21 protein-coding genes are annotated in these 19,162 nt (G+C 67.8%); 13 read left to right on the top strand and 8 right to left on the bottom strand.

What is annotated here, in order from left to right:
* The first annotated feature begins 17 nt into the window (after positions 1-17).
* The 5 genes from urtA to urtE are packed head-to-tail and all read left to right on the top strand — an operon-like array spanning position 18 to position 4,815.
* Positions 18-1,283 carry an urea ABC transporter substrate-binding protein gene (urtA, locus tag AU188_RS23340; RefSeq protein WP_059165845.1) on the top strand — a complete coding sequence of 422 codons (1,266 nt, stop codon included), beginning with the start codon at positions 18-20 and terminating at the stop codon, positions 1,281-1,283.
* A 1-nt stretch (position 1,284) separates the two neighbouring features.
* Positions 1,285-2,169, top strand: coding sequence for an urea ABC transporter permease subunit UrtB (gene urtB, locus AU188_RS23335; protein WP_059165844.1), 885 nt, complete (start codon positions 1,285-1,287; stop codon positions 2,167-2,169).
* Positions 2,166-3,290 (top strand): urea ABC transporter permease subunit UrtC, encoded by a 1,125-nt coding sequence (gene urtC, locus AU188_RS23330; RefSeq protein WP_059165843.1) that lies wholly within the window; start codon positions 2,166-2,168, stop codon positions 3,288-3,290. Before urtB ends, urtC begins: the two co-directional genes overlap by 4 nt.
* Positions 3,287-4,123, top strand: coding sequence for an urea ABC transporter ATP-binding protein UrtD (gene urtD / locus AU188_RS23325; RefSeq protein ID WP_059165842.1), 837 nt, complete (start codon positions 3,287-3,289; stop codon positions 4,121-4,123). The genes urtC and urtD overlap by 4 nt, the downstream gene beginning before the upstream one ends.
* The gene (urtE, locus tag AU188_RS23320; protein ID WP_059165841.1) at positions 4,123-4,815 is read left to right on the top strand and encodes an urea ABC transporter ATP-binding subunit UrtE; all 693 of its coding nucleotides are present in this window, start codon (positions 4,123-4,125) and stop codon (positions 4,813-4,815) included. Before urtD ends, urtE begins: the two co-directional genes overlap by 1 nt.
* A gap of 3 nt (positions 4,816-4,818) precedes the next feature.
* Here the strand turns inward: urtE and AU188_RS23315 are convergent, their stop codons facing one another.
* The 7 genes from AU188_RS23315 to AU188_RS23285 are packed head-to-tail and all read right to left on the bottom strand — an operon-like array spanning position 4,819 to position 9,609.
* Positions 4,819-5,445: an urease accessory protein UreD gene (locus AU188_RS23315; RefSeq protein WP_059165840.1), complete on the bottom strand. Its 627-nt coding sequence runs from the start codon at positions 5,443-5,445 to the stop codon at positions 4,819-4,821.
* Complete coding sequence (ureG, locus tag AU188_RS23310) at positions 5,445-6,149, bottom strand: urease accessory protein UreG (RefSeq protein ID WP_059165938.1); 705 nt, start codon at positions 6,147-6,149, stop codon at positions 5,445-5,447. Before ureG ends, AU188_RS23315 begins: the two co-directional genes overlap by 1 nt.
* A gap of 10 nt (positions 6,150-6,159) precedes the next feature.
* A complete protein-coding gene (locus AU188_RS23305) occupies positions 6,160-6,795 on the bottom strand; it encodes an urease accessory protein UreF (RefSeq protein ID WP_059165839.1) in 636 nt (211 codons plus the stop codon).
* Positions 6,796-6,805: 10 nt separating this feature from the next.
* Positions 6,806-8,527 carry an urease subunit alpha gene (locus AU188_RS23300; protein WP_059165838.1) on the bottom strand — a complete coding sequence of 574 codons (1,722 nt, stop codon included), beginning with the start codon at positions 8,525-8,527 and terminating at the stop codon, positions 6,806-6,808.
* The gene (locus AU188_RS23295; RefSeq protein ID WP_059165837.1) at positions 8,524-8,838 is read right to left on the bottom strand and encodes an urease subunit beta; all 315 of its coding nucleotides are present in this window, start codon (positions 8,836-8,838) and stop codon (positions 8,524-8,526) included. The genes AU188_RS23300 and AU188_RS23295 overlap by 4 nt, the downstream gene beginning before the upstream one ends.
* Entirely contained in the window at positions 8,835-9,137 is a 303-nt protein-coding gene (locus AU188_RS23290; protein WP_059165836.1) for an urease subunit gamma, read from the bottom strand. Before AU188_RS23290 ends, AU188_RS23295 begins: the two co-directional genes overlap by 4 nt.
* A 55-nt stretch (positions 9,138-9,192) precedes the next feature.
* A complete protein-coding gene (locus tag AU188_RS23285; RefSeq protein WP_059165835.1) occupies positions 9,193-9,609 on the bottom strand; it encodes a PaaI family thioesterase in 417 nt (138 codons plus the stop codon).
* A gap of 64 nt (positions 9,610-9,673) precedes the next feature.
* Here AU188_RS23285 and AU188_RS23280 point away from each other — a divergent pair, with 64 nt between their 5' ends.
* A complete protein-coding gene (locus tag AU188_RS23280; protein WP_059165834.1) occupies positions 9,674-10,051 on the top strand; it encodes a rhodanese-like domain-containing protein in 378 nt (125 codons plus the stop codon).
* 165 nt (positions 10,052-10,216) lie between these two features.
* Here AU188_RS23280 and AU188_RS23275 read toward each other — a convergent pair whose 3' ends face one another.
* Entirely contained in the window at positions 10,217-10,990 is a 774-nt protein-coding gene (locus tag AU188_RS23275) for a hypothetical protein (protein WP_059165833.1), read from the bottom strand.
* Between the two features lie 217 nt (positions 10,991-11,207).
* On the opposite strand from AU188_RS23275, the gene AU188_RS23270 reads away from it, so the two are divergent.
* From AU188_RS23270 to AU188_RS23240, 7 genes are all read left to right on the top strand, one after another.
* Complete coding sequence (locus AU188_RS23270) at positions 11,208-11,624, top strand: BlaI/MecI/CopY family transcriptional regulator (RefSeq protein WP_059165832.1); 417 nt, start codon at positions 11,208-11,210, stop codon at positions 11,622-11,624.
* A gap of 14 nt (positions 11,625-11,638) precedes the next feature.
* On the top strand, positions 11,639-12,580 hold the full coding sequence (locus AU188_RS23265; protein WP_059165831.1) for a M56 family metallopeptidase: 942 nt from the start codon (positions 11,639-11,641) through the stop codon (positions 12,578-12,580).
* Between the two features lie 45 nt (positions 12,581-12,625).
* Positions 12,626-14,089, top strand: coding sequence for an NADP-dependent phosphogluconate dehydrogenase (gene gnd, locus AU188_RS23260; protein WP_059165830.1), 1,464 nt, complete (start codon positions 12,626-12,628; stop codon positions 14,087-14,089).
* 102 nt (positions 14,090-14,191) lie between these two features.
* Positions 14,192-15,628, top strand: coding sequence for a GuaB1 family IMP dehydrogenase-related protein (locus tag AU188_RS23255; protein ID WP_059165829.1), 1,437 nt, complete (start codon positions 14,192-14,194; stop codon positions 15,626-15,628).
* Between the two features lie 210 nt (positions 15,629-15,838).
* On the top strand, positions 15,839-17,227 hold the full coding sequence (locus AU188_RS23250; RefSeq protein WP_059165828.1) for a hemolysin family protein: 1,389 nt from the start codon (positions 15,839-15,841) through the stop codon (positions 17,225-17,227).
* Positions 17,220-18,272, top strand: a complete 1,053-nt coding sequence (locus AU188_RS23245) for a hemolysin family protein (RefSeq protein ID WP_059165937.1) — start codon at positions 17,220-17,222, stop codon at positions 18,270-18,272. The genes AU188_RS23250 and AU188_RS23245 overlap by 8 nt, the downstream gene beginning before the upstream one ends.
* A complete protein-coding gene (locus AU188_RS23240; RefSeq protein WP_172799580.1) occupies positions 18,265-19,134 on the top strand; it encodes a 3-methyladenine DNA glycosylase in 870 nt (289 codons plus the stop codon). Before AU188_RS23245 ends, AU188_RS23240 begins: the two co-directional genes overlap by 8 nt.
* Positions 19,135-19,162: the final 28 nt, after the last annotated feature.

Here is a 19,162-nt window from a genome sequence, read left to right as displayed (position 1 = left end):
CTCGGGAAAGGCTGTCCATGCGACTTGTCCGACGCTCCTCGTTGAAACGTTCGGCTTTCAGGGCGGGAGGCGTCGTCGCCGCGACCGCGTTGCTGCTGTCCGGCTGCGGAAGCAAGGCCACCGAATCGGATTCGGCAAGCGCCGCATCGTGCGTGGACACTTCCGGTCCCACCGTCAAGGTAGGTGCACTGAACTCGCTGTCGGGCACCATGGCCATCTCCGAAGTGACCGTGCGCCACGCGATCGACCTGGCTGTCGAGCAGATCAACGCCGCAGGCGGCGTACTGGGCAAGCAACTCCAGCTCGTGGGTGAGGACGGGGCGTCCGAGCCGACCATTTTCGCCGAGAAGGCCGAAAAGCTGATCAGCAGCGACTGTGTCGCCGCCGTGTTCGGCGGTTGGACCTCCTCCTCGCGCAAGGCCATGCTGCCCGTTTTCGAAAGCGCCAACTCGCTGCTGTACTACCCGGTGCAGTACGAGGGCCTGGAGTCGTCGAAGAACATCTTCTACACCGGCGCCACCACCAACCAGCAGATCGTCCCGGCGCTGGACTACCTCAAGGAAAAGGGAGTCAAGTCCCTGTACCTCGTGGGCAGCGACTACGTGTTTCCCCAGACCGCCAACCGGATCATCAAGGCGTATGCGGACGCCAACGGTATCGAGATCAAGGGTGAGGACTACACCCCGCTGGGTTCGACGGACTTCTCGACGATCGTCAACAAGGTCCGCACCGCCGACGCCGACGCGGTGTTCAACACCCTCAACGGCGACTCCAACGTCGCGTTCTTCCGGGAGTACCGCAACGTCGGCCTGACGCCGCAGGCCATGCCGGTGGTTTCGGTGTCGATCGCCGAGGAAGAGGTCGGCGGCATCGGCGTGCAGAACATCACCGGCCAGCTGACCGCGTGGAATTACTACGAGACCGTCGACAATCCGGTCAACAAGGCGTTCGTCAAGGCCTACCAGGACAAGTTCGGCGCCGACAAGCCCACGTCGGATCCGATGGAAGCCGCTTACGTCTCGGTGTACCTGTGGAAGAACACCGTCGAGAAGGCGAAGTCGTTCGACGTCAAAGCAATTCAGGACAATGCGGACGGGGTCACGTTCGACGCTCCCGAGGGCCTGGTCACCATTGACGGCGAGAACCATCACATCACCAAGACGGCCCGCATCGGCGAGATCCGTCCCGACGGGCTCATCTACACGGTCTGGGAGTCACCCGGCCCGATCGAGCCGGACCCGTACCTGAAGTCCTACCCGTGGGCAGCCGGGCTCTCCAGCTGAGATGGATGTCCTGATCGGACAGCTGGCAACGGGGTTGAGCCTCGGCTCGATCCTGTTGCTGGCCGCGCTGGGGTTGTCCCTGACCTTCGGCCAGATGGGCGTCATCAACATGGCGCACGGTGAGTTCATCATGGCGGGCTGCTACACCGCCTATGTCGTGCAGCAGATGGTGTCGAGTGCCGGTGCGTCGCTGTTGATTTCCCTCGTGGTCGGTTTCGTCATCGGCGGAGCGATGGGCGCGCTGCTGGAAGTGACGCTCATTCAACGGATGTATCACCGCCCGCTCGACACGCTGCTGGTGACGTTCGGCGTGGGCTTAATCCTGCAGCAGGTGGCCCGCGACATCTTCGGCGCGCCGGCGGTGAACGTTGTCGCGCCGCCGTGGCTGTCCGGCGGTATGGAAATCTTCGGGGCCGTGGTGCCCAGGACGCGAATCTTCATCCTGGTGTTGGCGATCGCGTGCGTGGCGGCGCTGGCCACCGCCCTCAAAGTCAGCCCCATGGGACGGCGCATCCGCGCGGTCGTGCAGAACCGCGACCTGGCCGAAACCAGTGGCATCTCGTCGCGCAAGACCGACATCACAACGTTTTTCATCGGATCGGGACTGGCGGCGGTGGCCGGTGTGGCGCTGACGCTGATCGGCTCGACGAGTCCGACCATCGGGCAGAGCTATCTGATCGACGCGTTCCTGGTTGTCGTCGTCGGCGGACTCGGCCAGATCAAGGGCACCGTGATCGCGGCGTTCGCCCTGGGCTTCTTGAATTCGTTCATCGAGTACAACACCACCGCATCACTGGCGAAGGTGATCGTGTTCGTGGTCATCGTGATCTTCCTGCAGGTGCGCCCGCAGGGCCTGTTCACCGTTCGGACAAGGAGTCTCGCATGAGGGTCCTATTGGGCCGGTGGCAGACGTGGGCCGGCTTCGGGCTGGCGGCGGTGTTGCTGTTCGGGGTGGCACCGGTGGTGTTGTCGGACTTCCGCCTCAGCCTGCTGGGCAAGTTCCTGTGCTTCGCCATCGTCGCCGTCGGCATCGGTTTGGCCTGGGGCCGCGGCGGCATGCTGGTGCTCGGCCAGGGCGTGTTCTTCGGCATGGGCGGCTACATGATGGGCATGCACCTGAAGATCGCCGACGCGCAGATCCGCGGTAACGACGTACCCGACTTCATGCAGATCGCCGGGGTGCGCGAATTACCGGCCTACTGGGAACCGTTCGCCTCCCCCGTCTTCACGTTGCTGGCGATCGTGGTGCTGCCGACGGTCATCGCCGCGGCGCTGGGCCTGGGCGTCTTCAAGCGCCGCGTCAAAGGCGCGTATTTCGCGATCCTGTCGCAGGCGCTCGCCGCGGCGCTGGCGATCCTGTTGGTTGGGCAGGCCGGCCTCGGGGGAAGCAACGGGCTCAACAGGTTTCGTACGTTCTTCGGGTTCACCCTGAACGATCCCGCGAACCAGCGGATGCTCTACTTCATCGCCGCCGGTGTGCTGCTCCTCGTCGTCGCGGTGGTTCGGCAGCTCATGCAGAGCCGGTACGGGGAGCTGCTGGTGGCCGTGCGCGACGGCGAGGAGCGGGTGCGTTTCCTCGGCTACGACCCGGCCAACATCAAGGTGGTCGCCTACGCCATCGCTGCGCTCTTCGCCAGCATCGCCGGCGCGCTGTTCGCACCGATCGTCGGGTTCATCGCGCCATCACAGGTCGGCATCCTTCCGTCGATCGCATTCTTGATCGGTGTGGCGATCGGCGGACGTACGACGCTGCTGGGACCGGTGCTGGGCGCGATCGGTGTTGCGTGGGCGCAAACCCTGTTCTCCGAACGCTTTCCATCGGAATGGACGTACGCGCAGGGCCTGCTGTTCATCGTCGTCGTCGGCTTCTTTCCCGCCGGTTTCGCCGGGTTGGGGGCGCTGTACAGGCGGTGGCGCAAGCGCAGACCCAAACCGCTGCCCGAGGCGGAGCGGCCCGCCGCGGCCGACGCCGATCCGGACGCGGAGAAAGTCGGGGCGTCGACATGACCGGTGCGAAAGTGGGACCGGTGGCCGGTGGCAACGTCGGCATGGGCACCGAGTACCTGGAAGTTCGCGGCCTGACAGTGGATTTCGACGGCTTCAATGCGGTCAGCGATGTCGACCTGACACTGTTTCAAGGCGACCTGCGATTTCTGATCGGTCCGAACGGCGCCGGCAAGACCACCGTCATCGACGCGATCACCGGGCTCGTGGCCGCCACCGGCTCGGTCAACAAGTCGGGCCTGGAGCTACTCGGCAAAAAGGTGCACCAGATCGCGCGGCTGGGGGTGGGCCGGACCTTCCAGACGGCCAGTGTCTTCGAACAGCTCACCGTGCTGCAAAACCTGGATATCGCTGCGGGCGCGGGACGCTCGCCGTGGACGCTGCTGCGCCGACGCCGCGGGATGCTGCCGTCCGTCGAGGCGGCCCTGGACACGATCGGGCTGACCGAGCTCGCCGATGAACCCGCCGGTGTGCTCGCCCACGGCCAGAAGCAGTGGCTGGAGATCGGCATGCTCCTGGTACAGAACGCAGACGTCCTGCTGCTCGACGAGCCGGTCGCGGGGATGAGCCATGAGGAGCGCGAGGAGACCGGTAACCTGCTGCGCCGCATCGGCGGTGAGCGCACCGTCGTCGTCGTCGAACACGATATGGACTTCATGCGCGCGTTCGCCACTTCGGTGACCGTCCTGGCCCGCGGGCAGGTCGTCGCCGAGGGATCGGTCGCCGAGGTGCAGGCCAACCCGAAGGTGCAGGAGGTCTACCTCGGCACGGCAGCCGCCGGCGCTTCGGCCTTGCGAACGGGCGGGCCCTCCGACCTCATCGAGGAGAACTCCTGATGCTCCGGCTAGTCGACGTACACGCCGGCTACGGCCGCTCCGAGGTCCTGCACGGGGTCGGCGTCGAGGTGCCCTCGTGCGGGGTGGCGGCTGTGATGGGCCACAACGGCGCCGGTAAGACCACACTCCTCCGCGCCGCCGTGGGCCTGTTGAAATGCAGTGCCGGAAGGGTGCTTTTCGACGGTGACGACATCACCCATCTGCGGCCGAGCGCGCGGGTGGCGCGTGGTCTGGCGTATGTGCCGCAGGGCCAGCAGTCGTTCGGCCAGCTGACGACGGCGGAGAACCTTCAGGTCGTCGCCGACGGACGCAAGAACGGCAAGCAGCTGATCGACGAGCAGCTCGACCTGTTCCCCGCGCTCAAGGAGCTACTGACGCGGCGGGCCGGACTGCTCTCGGGTGGCCAACGCCAACAGTTGGCGATCGCCCGCGCGCTGATCACCAGGCCCAGGTGTCTGATTCTCGACGAGCCGACCGAGGGCATCCAGCCGTCGGTGGTGGCCGAAATCGAGGCCGCGATCACCGACTTGACCAAACGTGGCGACCTGGGTGTGCTGCTCGTCGAGCAGCACATCGGATTTGCGCTGGAGTCGTCGCAGCGCTATTACATCCTCGAGTCCGGCCGCGTCACATCCAGCGGCGCAGGCGGTTCGGCCTCGGAGGCCGAAGTCCGCGCCGCCATGGCGATCTAGCGGCTAGAGCCGGGCGCCCTGCCAGGTGGCAAGGCAGCCACCGCCCGCCAGCGCCAGCGCGACGCCGTCCGTCTCTATGTGATTGCCCGGGTAGTGCAACTCGCTGACACACGCCATCGGCGCGCCGAGTTCGTCGTCGGGCAACGAGCCGCTGCCCATCTCGACGCGATGGCGCAGCAGCGCGGACCCGTCGACGTCCGCGTGCAGCGTCCCGGTCCAAAAACCCTGCTGCTCAGCGGTTCTCCCTATCTGAACCCGCTCCCGCAGCCGAAGGCGACCAGATCCGGTGAGGTCAATCCGGGTAGCGGCGATGTGCCGTGACGTGGCCGCCACGACGGTGGGCTGCGGATCGACGTCGAGATCTCCTGCCACCTCCAGCGTCCAAACCGCGTGTGACTCATCGGTCCTCGGGCCCGGGAGCGTCACCGTCGCCGCTGCGGTGCGTACCCGCAGTAACGCGCCAGGCTCGACCACGATGCGCACACCTACGGCGTCGCCACCGAGCGGGGTGGCGGCGGCCGACACCAAATGCACTGTTTCGGGTTCGGTCTCGCGTGCGGCGAGCCCGCCCGTGCATTCGATGCGCGGCCGGCGGCCGCGACGGGCGACGATGAGGACGTCCGAACGCACTAGACCGAACCCTCGCTACTTCCCCCCGCGCGCGCAGACACCCACAGCTGCTCACGCACCCAGGCCAGCACCGCGGTGGCCGCAGGGTCTTCGGTCAGCGAGATCAGCACTGTCGGCCGGTCACCGCGCACCGTGGCCGCGTCGCGACGCATCACCTCGAGATCAGCCCCGACGCGCGACGCCAAATCGGTCTTGTTGACCACCAACAGATCTGAGTAGGTCACGCCCGGGCCGCCCTTGCGCGGCACCTTGTCGCCGCCGGCCACATCGATGACGAAGATCTGCACGTCAACCAGCCCGGACGAGAAGGTGGCCGTAAGGTTGTCACCGCCGGACTCGACCAGGATCAGGTCGAGCCGCTCGTTCATCGCGATGAGATCGTCGATGGCATCCAGGTTGGCGGTGATGTCGTCGCGGATCGCGGTGTGTGGGCAGCCGCCGGTCTGGACCGCGGCGATCCGCCGATCGGGCAACACGGCGTGGCGGCGCAAGAAGTCGGCGTCCTCGGTGGTGTAGATGTCGTTGGTAAGCACCGCCAGGGACAACTCGTCGCGCAGTTGCCTGCACAGCGCCGCGACGAGCGCCGTCTTGCCGGAGCCGACGGGGCCGCCGATGCCGATGCGCAGCGGCTCTCCCGGCTCTCGGAGTCGCTTCGGCCGGTCGGTGTGCTGGTGTGGTTGACCGTCGAGGAAATGTGGTGGCATCACTTCTCTTTCAGGAGACGAACAAGGGTCGTTCGCGTTGGGCGTGCCGCTGGGCCAGCGCGTCCAACAGCGGATCGGACAGGTCGGAAAGTTCCTTGGCGGCCTCGGCGGCGGTCTGTTCGCACAACGTGGACAGCTCGAACGTGAGCGCTGCGACGTCACCGGGATCGAGGGCGAGCAGACGCTGGGCAGCCGTCGCCGAACCGGTCATGGTGGTATAGACGAGCGACAGCGCGGTGAGGTCGGGGGTCATCGAGCTGACCGCACCAACCGCGCCCGCCGCGACGGCTAGGTGTGGCGTGCTTCCGAGCGTGTCCCAGCCACCGTCCGGCCAGACCCGCCGCGCCAGCCGGATCAGGCCGCGGCCCTGCGCGCGGGAGGCCCGACGGGCGGCGGGAGCCGGTGTGCGAGCATCGGTTTCGCGGTCCGCCTGGGCGATTCCCAGGTCGCCGGCGTGCACCGCGGCCGCTACCGATGCAGTCACCAGGCCGTGGGTACGGATTCGGCGACGCAGATATGCCCGAAGCGTCGGGAGGTCGCGGACCAGGCCCTCTGTCACGGCCTGCTCGACACCGCCGGAATGCACGTGCCCGCCCGTCGGCAGCCGGGAGTCCGACAGCGCGAGTAGCGTGGCCAAGGGGGTCAACGTTGAACTCCTAGAAGAGGAAATAGCGCTGCGCCATAGGTAATTCCGCGGCGGGCGCCTCCTGCCACACGTCGCCGTCGATGCGTACGGTGAACGTGTCCGGGTCGACGTCGATGTCGGGAAGCGCGTCGTTGAGAGGCATCTGAGCTTTACTGATTTGCCGGACGTTCTTGACGGCTACCAGACGCCGATTGACCGCCAGGCGGTCGGCGAGCCCGTCATCGACAGCCTGCGGCGAAACGAAGTGCACCGATGTGGCCGCCGCGGCCGCGGGCGCCGCGCCGAACATCGGTCGGGGCAGCACGGGCTGCGGCGTCGGAATCGACGCGTTCGCGTCACCCATGGCGGCCCATGCGATCATTCCGCCCTTCAGCACCGCGTACGGGCGGACTCCGAAGAACGCCGGTTCCCACAGCACGAGGTCGGCGAGTTTGCCGACCTCGACCGATCCGATCTCGTGGTCCAGCCCGTGCGCGATCGCCGGGCAGATGGTGTATTTGGCGACGTAGCGGCGGGCGCGGGTGTTGTCTGCTCCGTTGTCGCCGGGTAGCGCGCCGCGCCGTCGCTTCATCACGTGTGCGGTCTGCCAGGTGCGGATGACCACCTCCCCGATCCGGCCCATGGCCTGCGAGTCGCTGCCGATCATCGAGATCGCGCCGATGTCGTGGAGCAGATCCTCGGCGGCCATCGTCGAGGGGCGGATCCGACTCTCGGCGAACGCGAGATCCTCGGGCACCTGGGGGTTGAGGTGGTGGCAGACCATCAACATGTCGAGGTGTTCGTCGAGCGTGTTGACGGTGTGCGGCCGGGTCGGATTCGTCGAACTCGGGAGGACGTAGGCCTCGGCGGCGACCCGGATGATGTCGGGTGCGTGGCCGCCCCCCGCGCCCTCGGTGTGGTAGGCGTGGATCGAGCGGCCGTTGATCGCGCCGATCGTGTCCTCGACGAAGCCTGCTTCGTTGAGCGTGTCGGAGTGAAGTGCGACCTGGACACCGGAAGCGTCGGCGACGGTGAGGCAGGCGTCGATCGCCGCAGGAGTCGACCCCCAGTCCTCGTGAAGTTTGAAACCCGAAGCGCCGCCGCGCAGCTGCTCCCACAACGAGTCGGTGTTGACCGTGTTGCCCTTGCCGAGCAGGGCCACGTTCATCGGCCACGAGTCCAGCGACTCGAGGATGCGCGCGAGGTGCCACGCCCCGGGGGTGACGGTGGTGGCCTTGCTGCCCTCGGCCGGGCCGGTGCCGCCGGCGACGATGGTGGTGATGCCGCCGCCGAGCGCCTCCGCCATGAGCTGCGGGCAGATCAGGTGCACGTGGCAGTCGATCGCCCCCGCGGTGACGATACGTCCGTTGCCCCCGATGATCTCCGTCGATGGCCCGACGACGAGCTCGGGATGCACGCCGGACATGATGTCGGGGTTGCCGGCCTTGCCGATGCCGACGATGCGGCCATCGCGGATACCGATGTCGGCCTTGATGATTCCCCAGTAGTCGATGATCACCACACCGGTGATCACGGTGTCGGGCGCCCCGTCGGCGCGGGTCGCGCGCCCCTGTCCCATCGACTCGCGCAATACCTTGCCGCCGCCGAACACCGCTTCGTCGCCTGCCCGCCCGGGGCCGCCGCTGCGATCCTCGGTGATCTCCACGAACAGATCCGTGTCGGCCAACCTGATCCGGTCGCCGGTCGTCGGTCCGAACAGGGCGGCATACCTGGCGCGAGACAGCTCGCTCATGAGGCGTCCAGCCGGCCCGGCGGTTGTAGGCTCAGCCCGTGAACCTCGCGTGACCCGGTCAACGGCACGAGCGAAACATGCTGGGTGACACCGGGTTCGAAGCGAACAGCGGTACCGGCTGGAATGTCGAGGCGGTGGCCGTGGGCAGCGTGGCGGTCGAACTGCAGAGCAGCATTGGCCTGCGGCAGATGCACATGGCTGCCGACTTGGATAGGCCTGTCGCCGGTGTTGACGACGTCCAGCTCGATCCGTCGCGCGCCCGGGTTGAACTCGATATCGCCCTGCCCGTAGACGATTTCACCCGGGATCATCGGATGGGATGGTGGACGGTGACGAGCTTGGTGCCGTCCGGGAACGTCGCCTCCACCTGGACGGCCTCGAGCATTTCGGGAACGCCTTCCATGACATCCTCGCGGCCGAGAACCTCGCGGCCGCTGACCATCAACTCCGAAACGGTGCGACCGTCGCGGGCACCCTCGAGGAGGTGGTCGCTGATCACCGCGACCGCCTCGGGGTGGTTGAGCTTGAGGCCGCGGGCCTGTCGGCGGCGCGCCAGTTCGGCGGCATACGAGAGCAGCAGCCGGTCCTGTTCGTGCGGGGTCAACAGCATAATGCGGGATATTGCCACGCCAAGCGGATTTCAGCAGCACACCCGCTGCTCGCGGTCACTCGGCGGGCATGTTCTGCAGCCGCACCTGTCCACGCGCGACGAGTCGGTCGTCGTCGTCGGTGATGGTGATCTGCCACAGCTGCTGGCGCCTGCCGCGGTGGATGGGTGCGGACACCGCGGTGACCGTTCCCGACGAGATGGCCCGCAGGAAGTCGGTGTTGTTGTTGACGCCGACCACGTGCCCACCGCCGTTGTCGGCGAGCCAGACGGCCCCTGAGACGCTTGCCAGGCTTTCGACGATCGAGCAGTACACGCCGCCGTGCACGATGCCGTAGGGCTGCAGCAGCTTGTCCTCGATCTTCAGCTGTGCCCGGGCGCCGTCGGGACCGAGTTCGAGATAGGTCAGGCCGAGTTCGCTGTCGAAGCCCTTGCCCAGTTCGGAAGCCAGGTCCGCGGTCGCATCGGGGGTCATGCGAACGTGTCTACACGCTCGCCGACATCATGACCCCGCCGGGTGGCGCGAGTTAGGGTCAATCATGGCCAAGACCGCGAAAGACCTCGTTGCAGAAGCCAACGCCGTGGTGCCCAAGATCTCCCACGACGAGGCTCGTGAACTGATCAGCAAGGGCGCGTTGGTCGTCGACGTGCGCGACGCCCCCGAAGTGGAGAAGAGCGGCAAGGTGACAGGTGCCGTGCACGTGCCGCGCGGCATGCTGGAGTTCCGCGCCGACCCGGAGTCGCCGTACCACGACCAGCACTTCTCCAAGGACAAGCCCGTGATCCTCTACTGCGCATCCGGCGGCCGCTCGGCGCTCTCCGGTCAGGCGCTCAAGGAGCTCGGCTACCAGCAGGTGTACAACCTCGGTGCGTTCGGCGACTGGGCCGACAGCGGAGGCGCCGTCGAAAAGGCTTGATGCACACGGTTTTCAGCAGAGATGCGGACGGGCCCCACACCAATGGTGTGGGGCCCGTCCTCCGTGTGGACCGGGGGTCTCTGCAGCCCTCAGGACTCCGGCGCGGTCCGGTGGTTCTCGGTTGATCCTTGGTCGATCTCTGCCATGAGCATAGGCAAGGCTGCCCTAATTAAGCAAGACCTTCCCTGCGGTGGCGCGGGAGGTGCCCCGCACGGGCAAGCCGAATCCCACGAGCGCGTCGAGCACCGCCTGGCCGCGCCGCATGCTCGTCCACTCGCTGGACCCGGCGAGCAGCGGCACCTGGGTCGCCGCGCCGACGACCGCTCCCCCCACGACATGCCACATCGCCGCGACCGACATCGCGCCCGCGCTGATCTCGCTCAGCTTGGCGAACAGCGGCGCGAGCGCGCGGTGACTGCGGTGCGCCACCCACGTCGTCAACGCGGCCTCGCTGGGCAACGCCACGATGCCGTCGCGCGTCGAGCACCCGCGGGCCGACCCGCGCCCGAAGTACGGATCGTCTTGTAGCGCCCGCAGTGTCGGGTCGACGACCCCGACCCAGTCGATCGCCCCCTCGGAGTCCACGTGCACCCACAGGTTCTCCAGGCCGGTATCCCATGCCCGCCCTTCGAGCACCAGAAGCGGCACGACGCGTCCGACGACGACGTGGGCGAGCGTCGCGGCCAACTGATGGGCCACCGCCGCGCGGCTGTCGGTCTCCTGGGCCGCCAGATCGAACATGACGCGCAAGCGGTTGGTGGTCAGCGCCTCGGCCAGCGGCCACCATCGCCGCCGCGACAAATCGCCCATCACCGCGACGCCGTACACCCGCGGACATTCGGGGTAGAGCTCGCGCAGCCGTCGACTCGACTCATGCAGCGGCAGCGTCCGGCGGATCGCCATGCTCGCGATGAGTGGATCGTCGACCAGAACCGTCATGGGGCCTCCCGATATCGAGTTAGGTAAGCCTTACTATAGCTAGGCACGCGAGGACGGCCAGACCCTGTGACTGCTTTCACACCGCCGGAAGAACGGGCGGTGACCACGGCCGGAGTGGAGTTTGGCGCGACCTGCCGTCCGTCCACCGTGCGGAATACGACACACGGTAGTAACCAGTAGTAAGCTGGATCCACGGCCTCTAGGAGAAGAACTGACCATGGCGAAGTTGACGCGTCTAGGGGAACTGGAACGCGCAGTGATGGACCACCTGTGGTCCACCCGCGAGCCCCAAACCGTGCGCCAAGTTCACGAGGCGCTCTCAGCCCATCGCGACTTGGCCTACACCACGATCATGACCGTGTTGCAACGGCTGGCGAAGAAGAACCTCGTCGTGCAGCACCGCGATGACCGCGCTCATCGCTATGCGCCTACCCACGGCCGCGACGAACTCGTCGCGGGCCTGATGGTCGACGCGCTCGACCAGGCCGCCGATTCGGGCAGCCGGGAGGCGGCACTAGTGCACTTCGTCGAGCGGGTCGGCGCGGACGAAGCCGCGGCGTTGCGTCGCGCGCTAGCCGATTTGGAGAGCGAGCACGGCGTTGCGCCGCCCGCTGGCAATTCGGGCACCGGCTGAGGGAGACTGACAGCGTGTCCGCGCTGGCCTTCACCGTCATGGCGCTGGTCCTGTCCGGACCGGTGCCAGCAGTGCTGGCCCGCGCATCCTGGCCCCACCGCGCGCCGCGGGCGGCCATCGTGCTGTGGCAGGCGATCGCTCTGGCGGCCGTGCTGTCGGCCTTCTCGGCCGGCATCGCGATCGCGAGCCGCCTGTTCGCGCCGGGTCGCGACGGCAGACCGACCACGACGCTCACCAGCGAGATAGCGGTTCTGGGCTGGCCGGTCTGGATCGCCTACGTGGTGGTTTTCGCGCTGACACTGGTCATCGGTGCTCGATTGATCGCCTCGGTACTGCAGGTCGCGATCGCGACACGGCGCCGACGCGCTCATCACCGGATGGTGGTGGACCTGGTGGGCAAGTCGCAGAAATGGGCCCACGCGGTAGCCGGGGATGGGCTGCGCATCCTCGACGTGAACCAGCCGCTGGCCTACTGCCTGCCGGGCGTCCGCAGCCGCGTCGTCGTCAGCGAAGGTACGTTGACCACGTTGGCGGACAAGGAGATTGCTGCGATCCTGTCGCACGAACGAGCGCATTTGCGGGCCCGGCACGATCTGGTGCTCGAGATGTTCACCGCGGTGCGCGCAGCGTTTCCGCGTTTCGTCCGCAGCGCGAGTGCGCTGGACGCGGTGCGGCTGCTGATCGAGATGCTGGCCGACGACGCGGCAGTGCGCATCGCCGGTCCCACTCCCCTGGCCCGCGCCCTGGTCGCGTGCGCGGCCGGCCGCACGCCGTCGGGTGCGCTGGCCGCGGGCGGGCCGACCACGGTGCTGCGGTTGCATCGTCTCGGCGGGGCACCCAACAGTCTGGCGCTGGCCGCGTGCGCGTACTCGGCCGCGGCCGCGGTGTTGGTGGTGCCGACCATCGCGGTGGTCCTGCCGTGGCTGACCGAACTGCAACGGCTGTTCGCCGCCTAGGCCCACGAAGCGTTCACCACAACAAAACAACGAAAGGCTGCCCGAATGAGCTCTGACGCTTCCGCTTCGACCACCGGTACCGCTCAGATCGGGGTCACCGGCCTTGCCGTCATGGGATCGAACATCGCGCGCAACTTCGCCCGGCACGGATACACCGTCGCTCTGCACAACCGCTCGGTCGCCAAGACCGACGCGTTGCTCGAACAACACGGCGCCGAGGGCAAGTTTGTGCGCAGCGAGACGATCTCGGAATTTCTGGACGCGCTGGAAAAGCCGCGTCGGGTGCTGATCATGGTCAAAGCCGGCGACCCGACCGATGCGGTCATCAACGAGCTCGCCGATGCGATGGACGAAGGCGACATCATCATCGACGGTGGCAATGCGCTCTACACGGACACGATCCGCCGGGAGAAGGCGATGCGCGAGCGTGGTCTGCACTTCGTCGGGGCCGGCATCTCCGGCGGCGAGGAGGGTGCGCTGAACGGTCCGTCGATCATGCCCGGCGGCCCGGCCGAGTCCTACACGTCGCTGGGCCCGCTGCTCGAGGAGATCTCCGCGCACGTCGACGGCGTGCCGTGCTGCACGCACATCGGGCCCGACGGCGCCGGCCACTTCGTGAAGATGGTGCACAACGGCATCGAGTACTCCGACATGCAGTTGATCGGCGAGGCCTACCAATTGCTGCGCGACGGCCTCGGCAAGACGGCCGGTGAGATCGCCGACGTCTTCGATGAGTGGAACACCGGCGATCTGGACAGCTTCCTGGTGGAGATCACCGCGAAGGTGCTGCGCCAGACCGACGCCAAGACCGGCAAGCCACTCGTCGACCTCATCCTCGACGAGGCCGAGCAGAAGGGCACCGGCCGCTGGACGGTGAAGTCGGCGCTCGATCTCGGCGTGCCGGTGACCGGTATCGCCGAGGCGGTGTTCGCGCGCGCGCTGTCCGGGTCGGTGGCCCAGCGCGAGGCCACCACTGGGCTGGCCTCCGGTGAGCTCGGCCAAAAGCCAACTGACGCAGCGAAGTTCACCGAGGACGTTCGTCAGGCGCTGTACGCGTCGAAGATCATCGCCTACGCGCAGGGCTTCAACCAGATTCAGGCGGGCAGCGCCGAGTACGACTGGAACATCACCCCCGGCGACCTGGCCACCATTTGGCGCGGCGGCTGCATCATCCGCGCCAAGTTCCTCAACCGGATCAAGGACGCGTTCGACGAGGACCCCGACCTGCCGACGCTGATCGTGGCGCCGTACTTCCGCAGCGCTATCGAGGCGGCAATCGACGGCTGGCGCCGCGTCGTCGTTACCGCCACCGAACTCGGCATCCCGATTCCCGGTTTCTCGTCGGCGCTGTCCTACTACGACGGGCTGCGTCAGGAGCGGCTGCCCGCCGCACTCACCCAGGGCTTGCGCGATTACTTCGGCGCGCACACCTACGGCCGCATCGACGCCGACCGCACCAAGCGCTTCCACACCCTCTGGAGTGGGGACCGCAGCGAGGTCGACGCCTAGATTTTCCCCGCCGATCAGTCGTAAATTGCCGCATTTTCACGATATTTCCGGGCATTTTGCGTCTGCTCGCGCAAGGAAATCGGCCAACTAGACTCGTAGGCGATGCGCTTTCTCGAGGGCCACCGGCCGCCCTACGACCTGACCTACGACGACGTCTTCATCGTCCCCGGACGCTCCGATGTCCAGTCGCGGATGGACGTCGACCTGTCGACCTCCGACGGCTCGGGCACCACGATCCCCGTGGTGGTCGCGAACATGACCGCCGTCGCCGGGCGCCGGATGGCCGAGACGGTCGCCCGCCGCGGTGGTTTGGTCGTGCTGCCACAGGACTTGCCGATCTCGGCGGTCCAGGAGACCGTCGACTTCGTCAAGAGCCGCGACCTCGTGGTCGACACCCCGGTCGTGCTCGGCCCCGACGACTCGGTGTCGGACGCGACCGCGCTGATCCACAAGCGGGCGCACGGCGCCGCGGTCGTGGTGTTCGAGGGCAGGCCGATCGGCCTGGTCACCGAGGCCAATTGCGAAGGCGTCGACCGCTTCACCCGGGTCCGCGACGTCGCCGTCTCCGACTTCGTCACCGCGCCGGTCGGCACCGAGCCGCGCAAGGTCTTCGATCTGCTCGAACACGCGACCGTCGACGTCGCTGTGCTGACCGACTCCGACGGAACGCTGGCCGGTGTGCTCACCCGCACCGGCGCGATCCGGGCGGGCATCTACACACCCGCGGTGGACGACAGCGGGCGGTTACGCATCGCGGCTGCGGTCGGCATCAACGGCGATGTCGGCGCCAAAGCACGCAGCCTGGCCGAGGTCGGGGTGGACCTGCTGGTGATCGACACCGCGCACGGGCACCAGTTGAAGATGCTCGAAGCGATCGAGACGGTGTCGGCATTGGATCTCGGGTTGCCGCTGGCCGCGGGCAACGTGGTGTCCGCCGAGGGCGCCAGGGACCTGATCACCGCCGGAGCGGGCATCGTCAAGGTCGGCGTCGGACCGGGCGCGATGTGCACGACACGCATGATGACCGGTGTCGGCCGCCCCCAGTTCTCGGCGGTTGCCGAATGTGCTGCCGCGGCAACGCAACTGGGCGCTCACGTGTGGGCCGACGGCGGTATCCGGCATCCACGCGACGTGGCGCTCGCGCTGGCCGCCGGCGCGTCCAACGTGATGATCGGCTCCTGGTTCGCGGGCACCTACGAGTCGCCCGGCGACCTGTTGCGCGATCGCGAGGACCAGCCGTACAAGGAGAGCTACGGCATGGCGTCCAAACGGGCGGTGGCCGCCCGCACCGCCGGTGACGGCGCGTTCGACCGGGCCCGCAAGGCGCTGTTCGAGGAGGGCATCTCGACGTCGCGGATGGGTCTTGACCCGTCCCGCGGAGGCGTGGAGGACCTGCTCGACCACATCACCTCGGGAGTGCGCAGCACCTGCACCTACGTCGGCGCCGCGAATCTCGCGGACCTCCACGAGAAGGTGGTGCTCGGGGTGCAGTCGGCGGCCGGCTTCGCTGAAGGGCATCCGCTGCCCACGGGTTGGTGATCCCGCACCCACGTCCTCACCCGTTACCATGGGTTTTCTCAGTCATCTACGTCATCTACGCGAAAGGGATCCCGTGCCGCAGGCACCCGTAGAGGCCCGGGTTTCAGAGGGGGCCTTCCGGGCCGAGCGGCCCGACCGCGAGCCCGCCGACGCCGAGCCCTCCCCTAGACGGCCGGGCAGCAGGCCCGGCACCCGCGCGGGGAGGATCCGATGACGGTCGCGACGTCGCTGCTGTCGCTGTTGGCGTTCGCCCTGCTGACCGCGGGCACCGCGGTCTTCGTCGCCGCGGAGTTCTCGCTGACCGCGCTCGAGCGCAGCACCGTCGAAGCGAACGCGCGCAGTGGGCACCGCCGCGACCAGATGGTCCGGCGGGCGCACCGCACGCTGTCGTTCCAGCTGTCCGGAGCGCAGGTCGGCATCTCGATCACGACGCTCGCGACCGGATTCCTGGCCGAACCCGTGGTGGCCAGGCTGATCCGCCCCGGACTGGACGCCGTCGGGATGCCGGAACGGTTCGCCGGCGGGTTGGCCCTCGTGCTGGCCATCGTGATCGCCACGTCACTGTCGATGGTCTTCGGTGAGCTGGTGCCGAAAAACCTCGCGGTCGCGCGGCCGGTGCCCGTGGCCCGGTGGTCGGCGGCGCCACAGCTGCTGTTCTCGGCACTGTTCACGCCGCTGATCCGGCTGACCAACGGCACCGCCAACATGATCCTGCGCCGGCTGGGCATCGAGCCGGCCGAGGAGTTGCGGTCGGCCCGCTCACCGCAGGAACTGGTGTCGCTGGTGCGCAGTTCGGCGCGCAGCGGTGCGCTGGACCCCGTCACCGCCGTGCTGGTGGACCGTTCGCTGCGGTTCGGCGACCGCTCCGCCGAGGAACTCATGACACCGCGGCAGAAGATCGAGGCCCTCGACGCCGACGACACGGTCGCCGATCTGGTGACCGCGGCGATCAGGACGGGGTACTCCCGCTTCCCGATCATCCGGGGCGACCTCGACGAGACGATCGGCATTGCACACGTCAAGCAGGTCTTCGAGGTGCCGACCGGCAAACGCGACAGCACCCGGCTGGCCACCCTGGCGCTTCCGGTCGCGAGGGTCCCGTCGACGCTGGACGGTGATGCGGTGATGACGCAGATCCGCGCCAACGGGCTGCAGACCGCGCTGGTGGTCGACGAATACGGCGGCACCGCGGGCATGGTGACCGTGGAGGACCTCATCGAAGAGATCGTCGGCGACGTCCGCGACGAACACGACGACGAAGCGCCCGATGTGGTGCCCGCCGGCCGCGGCTGGCAGATATCGGGCCTGCTGCGCATCGACGAGGTCGCCGGCGCGACGACGTTTCGCGCCCCCGAAGGGGACTACGAGACGATCGGCGGCCTGGTGCTCGAGAAGCTGGGGCACATCCCCGAAGAAGGCGAGTCGGTGGAACTCGACGCGTTCGATCCCGACGGCCCGATCGAGAATCCGAACCGCTGGCTCGCGACCGTGGTGCGGATGGACGGGCGCCGCATCGACGTGCTGGAGCTGACCGAACTGGGGCGGCGCAGCGACGGATCCGGCAACGGGCGGGGCGATGGGAGCCGCGCCGATGGGTGACTTCCTCGGTGTGCTGCTGACGGTGCTGCTGCTGGCCGTCAATGCGTTCTTCGTCGCCTCGGAGTTCGCGTTGATCTCCGCGCGCCGCGATCGGCTCGAGGCCCTGGCCGAACAAGGCAAGAAGAGCGCGGTCACCGTGATCCGCGCGGGCGAGCACCTGTCGCTGATGCTCGCCGGCGCGCAGCTGGGCATCACGATCTGCTCCATCCTGCTCGGCCGGGTTGGTGAGCCCGCCGTCGCCCATCTGCTGGAAAAGCCGTTCGACGCCGTCGGTGTCTCCGATGCGGTGCTACACACCGTGTCCTTCGTCGTCGCCCTGACCATCGTGGTCGTGCTGCATGTCTTGCTCGGCGAGATGGTGCCGAAGAACATCGCGATCGCCGGACCGGAGTCGGCGGCGATGCTGCTGATCCCGACCTATCTGGTGTGGATTCGCCTGGCTCGACCGCTGATTGCGTTCTACAACTGGTGCGCCAACGCCACCTTGCGCGCATTCCGCGTCGAGCCGAAGGACGAACTCGACGTCACGGTCTCGACCGTCGAGCTGTCCGAGATGATCGCCGAGTCGCTGTCCGAGGGCCTGCTCGACCCCGAGGAGCACGGCAGGCTCACCCGCGCGCTGCAGATCCGTGATCGTGCGGTCAAGGACGTGGCCTTCCCGCTGCGCGACATCAGGACGGTCTCGGTGGCGCGCGAGGGCGCGGGGCCGACGGTCAGCGCGGTGGAGCAGGCGCTGGCCGAAACCGGCTACTCGCGCTTTCCGATCACCGACGCGTCCGGCACCTACCTCGGTTACCTGCACATCAAGGACGTGCTGGCGTTCGTCAACGACCCCGACGCGGTGCTGGACTTCTCGATGGTGCGCCCGCTGCCGCTGGTGCCGGCGTCGCTGCCGCTGCCCGACGCGTTGTCGCGCCTGCGGCGCACCAACAGCCACCTGGCACTGGTCACCGCGCCCGACGGCAGCGTGGAGGCGATGGTCGCGCTCGAAGACCTGGTCGAGGATTTGGTGGGCACCGTGCGAGACGGGACACACCGTGTCTGACGTCGCCCGGGTGTTGTGCGAGGCCGAGTGGACGGATCGCGAGCGCCGTCACCGTCGGCGCGTCGACGACTTCCTGCGCACCCACCGATCCGGCGAGACGCATCCGGTCTGGGACTTCCTGTTCACCTACTACAGCCTGCGGCCTGGACGGTTGCGGACCTGGCATCCCGGGTTCGGGATCGCGCTGGCGGGTGCGGCCGCGCAGCGATACCTGCGCCGCACGGGTTACCGGCCGGACGGCGACGCGGTGACGGTCACCGGCGACTACCTGCTGGCGCGGCTGGACACCGTCCGATTCATCGGCCGTCTGCTGCGCGCGACGGCGGCGCGCCCAGCACGGCTGAACTGCTTCGGGCTGCACGAGTGGGCGATGGTCTACCGCGCGCCGACGGTGCGCCACGACCGGGTGCCGCTGCGTCTCGGCGCCGCGGGCACCGACACGGTCGTCGAGTCGATGCCGTTGCGGTGCACCCACTTTGACGCGTTCCGGTTCTTCACCGGGCCGGCCACCCGGCGAAACGCCGAGCAGCTCACCCGGGCGGGCCAGACCGCCAGCGAACAGCCGGGCTGCCTACACGCGGCGATGGATCTCTTCAAGTGGGCGGTCAAGTTGGGACCGCTGGTCCCGTCGGAGTTCGTGATGGACTGCCTGGACCTGGCGGCCGACGCCCGCGCGCTCGACATGCAGGCCAGTCCCTATGATCTCCGCGACTACGGATTCGAGCCGATCGCGATCGAGACGCCGGCGGGTCGAGCCGAATACGTCCGGCTCCAGCAGACGGTTGCTGAGCGGGCCGCGCCGCTGCGGGCCGCCCTTGCCGATCGGTGTGACCGGCTACTGACGACCGCGGCTGGCGGATAGCGCCAGTTACCGGTGGGTAAGCTGGTTC

Source organism: Mycobacterium sp. IS-3022 (assembly GCF_001500065.1).
GTDB lineage: Bacteria > Actinomycetota > Actinomycetes > Mycobacteriales > Mycobacteriaceae > Mycobacterium.
Note: the sequence above shows the minus strand (reverse complement) of the source record. Positions and strands in the feature narration are given on the sequence as shown.